Annotated in this window: 6 protein-coding genes and 1 pseudogene; 3 read left to right on the top strand and 4 right to left on the bottom strand. The window is 63.7% G+C overall.

Features of this window, described 5'->3' with window-relative positions:
- Window positions 1-20: 20 nt before the first annotated feature.
- The gene (locus tag QFZ53_RS02035; RefSeq protein ID WP_307292981.1) at window positions 21-335 is read left to right on the top strand and encodes a hypothetical protein; all 315 of its coding nucleotides are present in this window, start codon (window positions 21-23) and stop codon (window positions 333-335) included.
- A 20-nt stretch (window positions 336-355) separates the two neighbouring features.
- On the opposite strand, the gene QFZ53_RS02030 is transcribed toward QFZ53_RS02035, so the two are convergent.
- Window positions 356-1,906 carry a glycosyl hydrolase family 28-related protein gene (locus tag QFZ53_RS02030; RefSeq protein WP_307292980.1) on the bottom strand — a complete coding sequence of 517 codons (1,551 nt, stop codon included), beginning with the start codon at window positions 1,904-1,906 and terminating at the stop codon, window positions 356-358.
- Between the two features lie 165 nt (window positions 1,907-2,071).
- On the bottom strand, window positions 2,072-2,644 hold the full coding sequence (locus QFZ53_RS19820; protein WP_373426221.1) for a twin-arginine translocation signal domain-containing protein: 573 nt from the start codon (window positions 2,642-2,644) through the stop codon (window positions 2,072-2,074).
- A 363-nt stretch (window positions 2,645-3,007) separates the two neighbouring features.
- Between QFZ53_RS19820 and QFZ53_RS02025 the strand changes: the two genes are divergently transcribed.
- The gene (locus QFZ53_RS02025) at window positions 3,008-6,631 is read left to right on the top strand and encodes an SdrD B-like domain-containing protein (RefSeq protein WP_307292977.1); all 3,624 of its coding nucleotides are present in this window, start codon (window positions 3,008-3,010) and stop codon (window positions 6,629-6,631) included.
- A gap of 317 nt (window positions 6,632-6,948) precedes the next feature.
- On the opposite strand, the gene QFZ53_RS02020 is transcribed toward QFZ53_RS02025, so the two are convergent.
- Window positions 6,949-7,389, bottom strand: coding sequence for a hypothetical protein (locus QFZ53_RS02020; RefSeq protein ID WP_307292974.1), 441 nt, complete (start codon window positions 7,387-7,389; stop codon window positions 6,949-6,951).
- A gap of 120 nt (window positions 7,390-7,509) precedes the next feature.
- Window positions 7,510-7,602 (bottom strand): annotated as a pseudogene (locus QFZ53_RS19815) (LPXTG cell wall anchor domain-containing protein); the annotation flags it as partial.
- 503 nt (window positions 7,603-8,105) lie between these two features.
- Here QFZ53_RS19815 and QFZ53_RS02015 point away from each other — a divergent pair.
- Window positions 8,106-11,888, top strand: coding sequence for a DUF7507 domain-containing protein (locus tag QFZ53_RS02015; protein WP_444916546.1), 3,783 nt, complete (start codon window positions 8,106-8,108; stop codon window positions 11,886-11,888).
- Window positions 11,889-11,914: the final 26 nt, after the last annotated feature.

The raw sequence follows: 11,914 nt of genomic DNA, 5'->3' as shown, positions 1-11,914 counted from the left end.
TGGCAGCGACCGGAGCAGACATGCAGCTGAAATCTCCAGATGCGCTCGCATTGAATTCTCCCGGGACGCATGACACGATTCGGGTTCGCTTGCGAAACGGGTCGAACGGGGCATCGGCCAAGGTCTACTTCACGACCGTGACAGATGCGACCTGGAATGAGGAAAAATCAGTTTCCTTCACGTTGGTGCCCCGCAGTGATTACACCGACTATGTGATCGATATGTCGCAAAATCCTTCGTGGGTTGGCACCATCAAACAGTTGCGGATTGATCCATTGAATCCATCATCGTCTGGTGACTCCGTGAGCATCGACTACATCCGAATCACCAACTAGCGTCCCGCTGGAGCGCTCGCTCAGTTTGCGAGTACGAGCCCTCCGACGTACTTCGGCGATCCCCATGTCAGCACTCCGGATGCCGAGATGCCCTCGGCGCTCACCCATTCCGAGGTGAGCCGTGTGGCCACCAGTCCGGAGTTGGTCGCGTACCGCAGCACCGCAGTCGCGTTGTCGCACCACAGAGCGAGGGCGTACTCGCCGGGATCCAAGTACGCAGCGGTCATGCTCTGGCTCTTATCGCCAGTCGTGCACGCGACGGTCCCTGAGTTGAGGGGTCTCGTCCAGGCGCCGCCCGCGCCGATCTTGAGAAGCGCGATCTGCATGTTTCCGGACCCGGAGTCGACGCGGAACTGGGCGAGGGAGTACACGGCGCCGACTTGAATATGCATCCGATGAGCGATCACGGTATTCGCGGCCGGCCAGGGACTCGGCGAAGGGATGGTCAGCAGCGATGCGGGCGGCACTTGGAAGTTGGGGGCGCTGGCGTGACGCGTCCACAGCGAGCGTGGCCGGCAGGATGCTCCGATCGTGGTCGCGTTTCCCTGGAAGTAGGGTGTCGCATATTGGTTTCCCGAGACGGTGACGATGGCCGCGTAGTCGAAGGAGTTGTGCGTCGAGGCGGCGTCCTCCCTGTAGATCTGCCCCTTAGCGGCGTGTGCCGCCGGCTGTGAGTGCTCTGTTCCCAGAAAAGTATTGCCGGTGGAGGCAACGAGTTCGATGTCGGGATACCCGCCGTCCGCTTTGTTCCCTTGCTGGAATCCCACCGCGCTGAACGAGCAGTTATGGGTGTTGGTCAAGTGGATACCGCTCTTGCCGAGGTTGTAAGTCCGCCAACCAGCGACGAATAGCTGGCCTGAGTTGACGGCCTTGATGCCGTAACCCGTCATGATGTCGACATAGGACCCATCCGAGTATCCGCCGTTGATGACGATGTTGTGAACATTGGTAAAGCTGTACGAAGAGCCGTCGCCCGTGCCCGGAACGGTATCTACATTGCTGAACGACCACCCGTCAGCGATGTTCGAGAAATCCACAGCCGCGACGTCGGTATTGTTGTTGGACCAGATGAAGCTATCCGAGACGTGTCCGTCGCTGACCTGATTCACGACAAGCCGGCCGTTTCGGATCCACACTCGGGAGAGTTGCGGCATGAAGTGCGCTTCTCCGGGCCGACTGTTATCGCCGCGCATGCGGATTCCGCAGTTTCCGGTCATGCCGGTGGCGCCGTCGATCTCGATGTCCTCGAAAACTGTCTTCACCGGGTTGGTGACATCGATATCCCAAGCGGTCCGATTCCCGACGTACCACGAGCGGAGGCGGAAGTTTCGCAGCGATTCCGCCTGGCCTCCGGCCCATGTCAACGCGGTGATGTCGGTGGTGACGAGGATCGTCGTGGTCTTCGCCCCCGAGCCCATAAGCTGGCGCCCGGCGGGTATCGCCACGGTCGATCCCAACCTATACGTGCCTTCTGGCATGTACGCATCGCCTGCGGCGAGAGCGGCGACGAATGCTGCGGAGTCGTCCGCGACGCCGTCGCCGATGGCTCCATAATCGCGAACATCAAACATGCGTCCCGCCTCATCCCGTTCTCTTACAGTGAACAACCATTCTCTGTCGGAGATTAGTGCGGTGGGAGCGAGATATCAATAGACCGTCCAAGTCATGGCGGTGATCGATCACCTGGCAGCGGGCGTGATCGCCGACCGCAGCGGTCGCGGAGCAGGAGTCTGAAGCTACCGGAGTCGCACGTGACCGAAGGGTTGGAGCGTGCCTGTGCTCGGGGGGAGGCCAGATGCTGTTGTCAGTTCAATGCTCGATGCGAACGAACTCCAAAGCACCCAAGGTTCCCACTCCTCCGTTACCTGGACAAGCCGTGGACCAGTCGCGCGCACGCGCAACGTCGAGTCCGCAAAGGTGATCGTAAGCTCGTTGCCCCTGCCACCCAGCTGCCCAGCGAGGGGTTTCAGCGCGAAGGATGTCGAGCCAATGGAGGAGACCAGCACGCGAGCAGTGCGGGGTGCCGCGCGGACGCGGATGTACGAGCGTCGGATGTACAGGTGGAGCTCGTTTCCAGGCGACGGATCATTCACCATTCCACCGAGCGGAAAAAGCGCCGCAAGCCGTGGCTTTACGCTCTGGAACAGCGTGGCCCCGGAAGTATCGTGAGTTCCCGCTAAGGCGCTCAATCTGAAGGTGTAGTCATACGCGGACTCGACTACGCGCGGTGGCGACGGGGATAGCGCTGCAGCCCCAGCGAAGATCGCACTTGCTGCCGAGTTTTGCAAGAAGTTCCTACGACTGATCATCGCGCCTCCCGATTCGTCGACCTTGAAACAACTCTATTGAAACGATACATCTTATGCGTATCAAGTGCTTCTCCAGGTCGGCACGCGTACGACCTTCGAGATGACAGAAGTCACCTCGAAGAGGTGATGGGTGAGAGTTCCGTCGATCACCCGGCGCGCCGACGATGGAGTGGGGAGGGTCTTCGCGTCTAGTGGAGGCCCGGAATGGGGAACGCGTGGGGAGCGCCTCGGGGTACATCTCGGCAACGATGCAAATGAGTCCCGACCGTTGCTCGCTATCCGGCGAGTCACCGCGCCCGCGCACATACGTGCAGCTCTGCGCCCCGCTTTCGAAGTTCGAATGACAACTGGAGGACGGTCCGCATGACCACTCAGAAGACAAGGCCGCGCTGGCTCACAGCGAGCGCGGTCATCGCCGCAAGCGTGATCTCTCTTGTCGCGCCCGCCACTGCCGCGCAGGCGGCGGGGGAGACGCTGCAGATCTCGCTGTCTGCGCAGACGGGGACGCCGAGCTGGGACGCGACAGACGGGAACGGCTTCGATACGGGGCCGGACAACGACATCATCCGCACGAACGACCAGGTGATCTACCAGATCGAGGTGGCAGCCAACGGCGGCACCGGAACCGGGGCCATCGTGAGTCTGACCCTGCCGCAGGGGCAGGAGTTCCGCGATGTACCGGCGTGGTGCAATGATCCCGTCGACTCGACGAAGGACGCGACGCCGACACCGGCGATCCCGGCGCCGACCGTGCCGTTGACATCGACGAGCTGGACGACTCTGCCGCAGCAGACGTTGACCTGTGCGATCGGCGACCTGCCGGCGAACTCCACGCAGTTTCTGCAGTTGCCGGCGTTCCAGCGCATCGAGGTGCCGAACGGGACGGTGCTTCCGACCGCCGTGGCATCCGTATCGACCGAGGCGGTCCCGACGCCCGTCTCGTCCACCGACGACGTGTCGATGACTGTATCGGCAGCCCCGAAGTGGGACCTCAGCAAGAACGGCGTCAACGTGCAGGAGAACTCGGGGCTCGTCTACTCCGAGGTTCGTGCCTGCACCACGATGCCCGGCACCTGCCACCTTCGCGTGTTCTCAGTGCTGATCTCGGCAGAAAACGGCGGCAAGGGCACGACCCCGCTCACCGGCCCGGTCTCATTCACAGACCTCCTCAACCCCGATTCGTTCTACGGCACCGCCGTGACCGGCTCGCAGACCTGGGTGGACGCCGGAGCGCAGGCAGATGCGCTCTACGCCCCGCGCCTCGCGACCTGTTCTGCCGCAAACTTCTACATGAACCCGTTGCCGAGGTTGACCTATGGCGGCGCAACGGAAGACAACGCGGTACGCAACACCGGAACGATCGCCTGCGCCCAGCCCGCCCCTGGCGATGACGCTACGGTCACCGTCACGGGCACGGACTGGTCGCTCTACACTTATCCGTCAGAGGTGTGGCGGCCCGAAGGCCTGGCCATTCCCGACGGCCGCGCATACGCTGTCGCGGCGACGGTCTCTATCGAGGTTCCGAACGCCGCTGTTACGACGTTCGGAACGACGGTCGGAACAACGACGACGCTCAGCGCGCACAACGAGTACAGCGCACTGCAGGGCACGGCGCTCGACGGCACCCCGCAGCCGACCGCCGCCGATGAGCCGTGGAACAGCTATCGCGACTTCACGATGATCGTGAACCAGCCAGGCGGATTCGACAAGTACTTCGCCGGTGTCGGCGGTGCCGAAGGGAACACCCCAGCAGGCGTCTATATCCCGAGCAACGGCGTCGCAGAAGGTCCTCCTGGCGGGCAGCAGGTCAAGAGCGGAACGATCCTCGCCTCTGCCGGGCAGGACGTGATCTCCCTGCTCACGGTGAGAGGGGCAACCCTGGCGAACAGCCAGCCGGGTTCCGCGCTGGCCTGCGATGTGTGGGACAACACCAAGCTGCAGCTGCACGACGGCGACTACGGCACCTGGGGTACCTATGCGCAGACGTTCCCGTCCGACGGCGAAGCCGTGTGGTTGAGCGGATCTTACGGTGCTCCTGACCCTGACTACACGATCCAGTATTCGAACGTGGCTGATCCGGGGGCGGACGACACCGGCTGCCGCGCGGGGACCTGGTACGACGACCCCGCTCTCGTTCCGGGCAACGACTCGGCGCTGGCCGCAGAGGGCATCTACACCGCTGTGAACCAGGTGCGCATCTGGACGACCATTGAAGAGCCTGAAGCCACCGCGTTGTCGGCGATGACCAACTACTTCTCGATCGCCTTGCGGGTCGTACCAGGCCAGGACGCCGGTGCGATCATGCCCAACTGGGCCGGCGTGACGATGAAGTTCGGTCAGGAGTACACCGCTGCGGAGCTTCTGGCCATGAACCCCACGCTCCTGTCGAAGTACGACCCCGCCGCACACACGGGCGCACCCGGTGACCGGCTCATCTACGCGCCGGCGTATGTGCGCGTGCAGAAGTCGGTGCTGGTGAACGGTGAGCGCACGGAGCTCACCAATGCGACCGGCGGAGACACCGTGACGTGGGAACTCGCTCCGAAGCTGTCAACGGCGGCGACCGTGGCGAGCCTCGCGCAGCCGGTAGTGCTCGAGGACTGCCTCCCTGCGGGCGTGCTGTTCCAGAACGCATCCGTCACTCCGACGGTCGCGCAGCCCGCCCCGGCTCCTGCGGGCGCGAGCATCACGTGCGACTCGGGAACCTACCTGCGATTCGACATCGGCGACTACGTGCCGAACACCGACATCCCGCCCGTGACCGTCGAGACGCGCATCTCCTCTGTCGCCGCTCCCGGCACGTACACGAACACCGTGACGGTGCAGACCGACCCGGCAGATCCGACCCCGATCGAAGATCGGACGGACGCCGCCCAGGTGGCCATTCAACAGGCCGCCGGTGTACGCCTGGAGAAGACGCCGCTCACCCCTGTGGTGCAGGTGAACCCCGATGGGAACGCCGCGACGGAGAAGAACGTGTGGCAGATCGACCTCGCGAACTTCAACGCCCCCACGGCCGTGAGCGACGTCGACGTCATCGACACACTCCCGGTGACCACCGGTGAGCAGGGGTCCGACTTCTCGGGGACCATGGTGTTCGAGAGCGTCGAAGTCACTGCGGGGACCGGCGTCACCGTGCTGTACACGAGCGATGCCGATGTCATCAGCAACCCGGATGACGCCTCCAATGGTGCGGATGGCATCGCCTGGTGCGATGCGCCATCCGGTGGGAACGTCGTCATCGGAACGGGTGACTGCCCGACCGATGCCGGAACCGTGACGGGTCTGCGTTTCCTTCGCCCCGGCCCGTTCCTGAACGGTGATGTGGTGCAGGCGAAGGTGACGATGGTCGCGACGGGAGATGAAGCAGGCGACGTGTTCGTCAACGCCGTCGAAGCCTCGGCGAACGGACTCGTCTTCAACGTCGGTCCTATCCTGCAGCCGGAGACCGTCAGCGGATCCACGATCGGCGACTTCGTCTGGTTCGACGCCGACGCCGACGGGGTCCAGGACGACGGTGAACTGCCGGTCGCCGGCTACCCGGTGGCGCTCACCGGCACGGATGATCTCGGCAACGTGGTGTCCCTGTCGACCACGACCGACGCCGACGGCCGATACCTCTTCGAGTCGCTGCGCGCGGGAGAGTACACCGTGACCTTCGATCCCGCCGCGTTGCAGACCGGGTGGGCCTTCACGGTCCCGCTGAACGGCGTCGATGGTGACATCCTCTTCGACTCGGATGCCGATCAGGTGACCGGGCAGTCGGAATCGATCACGGTCGGTGCGGGGGCGGAACGGCTGGACCTCGACGCAGGAATAGTCGTTCCCCCCGCGCCGCCTGCGACACCCACCCCGACACCGACGCCTCCCGTCGTCACAGGTCTCGCCATCACGGGTGGAACGGTGACCGGGTGGGTCGTCTTCGCAGGGCTCATACTGCTGGTCGTCGGAGGCGTACTTTACGTCCGCCGCCGAACGTCGAGGTGAGAAGTGCGGGACGGGGCGCGTTGCCTCCGTCCCGCACTCGCGATCACCAGAGCCCGCTCATATGCTTGCATCGCGCCAGGCTGGGGTCGACTGACGCGATGCACGTAGCGGCGACAATTCGGACGTGACCTCCCCTCACGACCTTGAGTTGCGCCGCTCTCCCCGGAGTCCCATGCTCTCGACCATCCGGTCCGAGAGCATGGGACTCCTCATCGCGCGTCGGCCGTGCGGGACCGGGGTGTCCCTGGACGTGGCTTGGCAACAGGTCCGTTGACAAGCGTGGGTTCCGCTGGTGGCGTCGGTCTGTGGGCGGCTTGTCAGGCGACTCCGGATGATCCTCTGCAGCCATCGGAGTATCCGCTGCCCCAGACCATCCATTCGGTCGTCGTCTCATCAATGGGTTGCCAGACGACGTTGTTGAAGTGGACCTCCGCGGGGTACGGCGTGCATTCGCCGTTTGTCAGCGGCATTCCGCCGCAGTCTTCTGAGCGCGTTCCGGAGTCGGAGGTGACGTACCAGGTGTACCCGCTGATCCCACCCTCGTAGACCTTCGCCCATTCCCACGGGGAGTCGCCCGGGACATCTGTCGGGTCTTCGACGGTGATCGGAGCCCAAGCGATGAACTGGCCAGCGGGGAGCGAGGTGAGCTCACCAGCTGCCGGACATACCGGGGTGACGGGGGCTGGTGGGTCAGTCGGGACGGGGGCCTCGGTAGGAGCATCGGGAGTGACCGGTGCTGAGGCGGTCGGCGAGGGCATGCTGACCGTCGAAGGGTCGCATTCCGCGGACGCGGACGCAACCGTCGGCGTGATGAGAGCTGTAGCGGTGACAATCGCGAGAACGAGTCCGGATGCGAGCAGACCGGCATGCTTCGAGCGGCGTGCGAGGAGAATGGCTGCGAGACCAGCAAGGAGGGTGATCACCCCTACCAAGATCAGGACGCGGCCATCAGCGCCGGTTTCGGCGAGCATGGGTGTGCAGTTCTCCACTGGATGTCTCCTTGATGGTGTGCCTCGGAGCAATCCAAGGGGGCTGTCGAATGTGCTGGCCCGGTGGGCAGACGTCGAAGACTTCGTCGAGTCGACGTGCCACTTCGGTGTGAGCGTCGGGTAAAGGTCAGGGCCTCACTGGATGAGAGTGGTTTCAGCGCCACGCATTAAGCGGCGAGATGAAGTCGTTACTTCGGGTAGCCCATTCCCCGTATCCGGATCCACCCGATCACGATCGGCGTCGAGCCACTCACCGCTATCTTCCGGTCGACCGTGTCGTCGGTAGCGGCCGGCTATGTGACTCAAATCACATGAACATCGATGACTTGGCGCACTACCTGTTCGTCTTGTTTCGTTCCAGGCTCGAAGTGGCGGTTTGCGCCGGGAGATTTCAACGTGGGGGCAGCATGAGAAAACTGGGGATGACTGGCACGCATCGGTTAGGCGCGCCCGGTATGCGTGGGGTGAGCAGCCTTGCCGTGGGCATGATCTTGGCGCTTCTCGCCGGATTCGTTTCGGCCGTCGGGATTGCCGCTCCGGCTTCCGCGGCGACGGCGGACTACACGGTGGAGATCACGTCGACGTCGACAGTGCCGATCTACGATGCCTTCACGTATACGGTGACGGTCGCTGCTGACACGGCATCAGGGCCATCGACCGGAACAGTGCTCACTGCACAGTTGCCGGTCGGGCTGGAGTTCTCCGGTGTTCCGACCGGTGGGGATTCGCCGGTCGCATCCGCGGCATGGGATCCCGCGACGCGGACGGTGGTCTTCACCCTCAAAGATCTCACGGAGCCGCTGACGTCGTTCGTCTTCGGCGTGAATCAGGTGGGCAACACCGTCAAAGACGCCAACACCGTGTATGACACCACCATCTCGGGATCGCCAAGCGAGGGAGGTGCAGTTCCTGCCGACTCGGCCACCACGGCTGTCACCGGAAACTTCACGTACAGCTCGGGAAAGACTCAGTCCACGGTCACTGGCAGCAACAACCGTGACGTGACGTACTACTTCAACATGTCGACGCCGGATTGGGCGCCGAGCACGACTGAGACGTTTACGACGTGGGGACAGCGATTCGTCGACCAGCTGCCGGCAGGTGCGGTCGTGACCGGCACCTCAACCGGTCTTGGCACCTGGGTGATCAGCGGAAGCTCGGCAACCGGGCAGACGGCTACCTGGACGAGAGATCAGGCAGCCTACGGTCCGACGGCCGGCTACCTGAGCGGCACTGGTGTGGATGTGTGGATCACCGTCCACTACCCAGCGGCAGTCTTCCCCGATGGGAGCCGCCCACCGGTGAACACGGTGCAGTCCTCGGTTCGTGACTACAGCGGCAACTGGCACGACATCGCGCCGTCCAGTGCTCAGGGCCCCGCCATGATCGGTGGCTCGACCAAGGGCGTGTTCGTGAGCAAGACCGCGAACACCGCCGGAGCCGAGACGGAGACGGCAGGGGACGGATACTTCCTCCGCGGTTACCGGGTCAAGGCGTCCTACCTGAACAGTCTTGACTCCGACCTCCTGGACACGATGGTCGTCACGGATGGATCTACCGGCGGGAACGTCGAGTACTTCGAGCACCTTGACATCTATCGGCTGGTCCTCGACTACAACGCGACCCTGCGCGCAGCATCAGTCCCGGTCCAGCTGCAATACACCACGACGGCTGATTCGTCGTGGCAGACGATGCCGGGTTCCTTCACGAGCTCCGCATTGCTCGAGGTGCTGGTTCAGACGACTGGATCCGTCGGGTATGAGAACTCGACAGGCTTCTCGGCAGACGCGACGATCAACCTCCCCGAAGGCGTGCAGCTGAACGGCTGGCGGATCGTGCTGTCTCCAGGTGGCTCCGACGCCGCGATCCCTTCGGGCTCGGAGGTCACCGTGACACCCGGCTATATTCCTCTGTTCGCGTCATACGTCGACGGGTCGACGTCGTCGACGCCACTCGTGAACACGGCGAGCGTCGACGGCAGCCTTATCGGCGGTGCGGCCCTCCCCGGCGCGACGGACACGGCGTCGACGACATTCGTCGACAGGGTGGCGATCGTCACGACCGTGGATGCTCCCGCCACGCTTCCTGTCGGGGGGACTGCCGTCTACACGGCCAGAATCCAGAACATGAATCCCACGCACGACTACACGGACGGAGTGATGAGGGTCGTCCTGCCGGAGGGAGTGTTCTATGACACCACGGTCGGCGCAACGCCCGTGGCAACCACCGTCTATGGGACGGACATCCCCGTTCCCACGGTCGGAAACGGACTCACGGTCACAACGGAGACGGTGACCGATGCTGCCGGTGTCGCGCACCAGGTGGTGGTCTTCAGCTTTGACGAGTTGCCGTCCATGCGTCCGTTGGGGGAGCCGAGCGGAACGAAGCCGAGCCCGACTGGGTTCGACTACAACGTGCCGGTGACGGTTGTCGCTCAGGCGTACGACCCGGCCAACACGACGGCACCGGTTCAGTCTTTCGCCTACACCGATGACCCGCGCTTCGCGAGCGTTCCCATGGACTGGTACTACGCGTTCTTCGGCAACGACAGCTACGACTTCGATGCGAACCGGACGAGGATCGCTGTGTGGAACGACAGCAGCGAGGTCATCACCGCTGGCGGGCTGTTGATCGGAAAGCTCACCCGCGCTGATGCGGGCGATGCCTGGGCCGTCGACGCCGTGGTCGCGTCTCCGGGGACGGCCGAGTGGCAGGTCTACGTTTCGAATGTGCTTCCCAACCCGGTCACGGACTTGGTGGTCTTTGATCGACTGCCCTTCGTGAACGACGGGCGAGGAAGCGCTTTCGACGTCGCTATTGCCGCAGCCATAGCGGGAGCTCCTGCGGGATCGACCGTCGAGTACTCCGCGAATGCCACAGCTGCGGACAACGGCACGTGGTCCGCAGACCCCACGGGCGCCACCTCGTTCCGGCTGTCCGTTCCGTCACTGGCGACAGGAGAGGATTTCACCCTCGTTGTTCCCTCGACCGTGCCCGCTGGACTCGCATACGCTGATGCCGCAACGAACAACGTCACGGCGACTGGCATCTATAACGCGGTCGATCGGAGTTTCGAGTCCAACCCCGCGCGCATCACCGTCGAGGGGCACCCGGACTTCACCGTCGTCAAGAAGACCAACGGCGTTTACTACGACACCGCCCCTGGTGCCACAGTGGCCTCAGGGTCGGCCGTAACGTGGACCTACGAAGTCACGAACACCGGCGACACTCCACTGGATGCCATCACGGTCGCTGACTCCTTCCAGGCGGGTGACGGCTCCACCGGATCGCTGACTCCCACGACGACTGTGGCAGGAGCTCTTCTTCCCGGAGAAGTGCGGACGTTTACGGCTCAGGGCGTGGCCGTTCCCGGGCAATATCACAACACCGCGACCGTCACAGCGACGGCGGTGGACGCATCGGGCGAGCTTCTCGGGCAGCAACCGGACACTGCCGCTGATGAGTCGTGGTACGTCGCCGGCGAAGTCGGGCTGGATGTGGTGAAGCAGACCAACGGCGAGGACGTGGACAGCGCCCCTGGACTTGTTCTCACCCCGGGGACTGACGCGACCTGGACCTACGTGGTCACGAACACCGGAACTCTTCCGTTGAGCGAGATCGTGGTCACCGATGTCGATGGCGACGACAACCTCGTGTTCAGCAAGACGATCGATGCCCTCGCACCGGGGGAGTCGGTGACCTTGTCGGCGACGGGAACCTCGGTCGAGGGTCAGTATCACAACACGGTGACGGTTACAGCAGCGAACCCCGTTGCAGGGGGCGAGATCAGCGCCGCTGATGACTCCTACTACTATGGGGCAGTTCCCGGATTCGAGGTCTCTAAGAAGGTGGCAACCTCGTCGGAAGGCCCCTGGTCGGAAAAGGTCGTCGTTGATTCGGGCGGCGACGTCTTCTGGCAGATCACCATCACCAACACCGGAAACACGACGCTCACGGACGTCAACGTCTCCGATCCGACAGTAGGCGAGATTCCGGCAGTGGCGCAGATCCTTCCCGGCGAAAGTACTGTGATCATCGTCGAGCAGACGAACGTCCGGGAGGGGTACGTGAACACGGTCCGTGTCTCCGCAACGGACGAGTTCGGCACGGATATCGGAGAGCAGGAGGACACCGCCGCCGTGGAAGTCACGGCAGACGGTCTTGCGATCACCGGATTCGCGGGCGCAGGAGCCGCAGTCGGGATCGCCGCCATCTTGCTCCTCGGAGGACTCGCGATGATCCGTCGGCGTCAGCGAGTGCTCTCCTGACCCTCGTGTGGGGTTCGCGCGCAACT

The sequence above is a fragment of the Microbacterium natoriense genome, assembly GCF_030816295.1.
In the GTDB taxonomy this organism is placed as follows: Bacteria; Actinomycetota; Actinomycetes; order Actinomycetales; family Microbacteriaceae; genus Microbacterium; species Microbacterium natoriense_A.
This window is presented reverse-complemented; position numbering and strand designations above follow the sequence as displayed.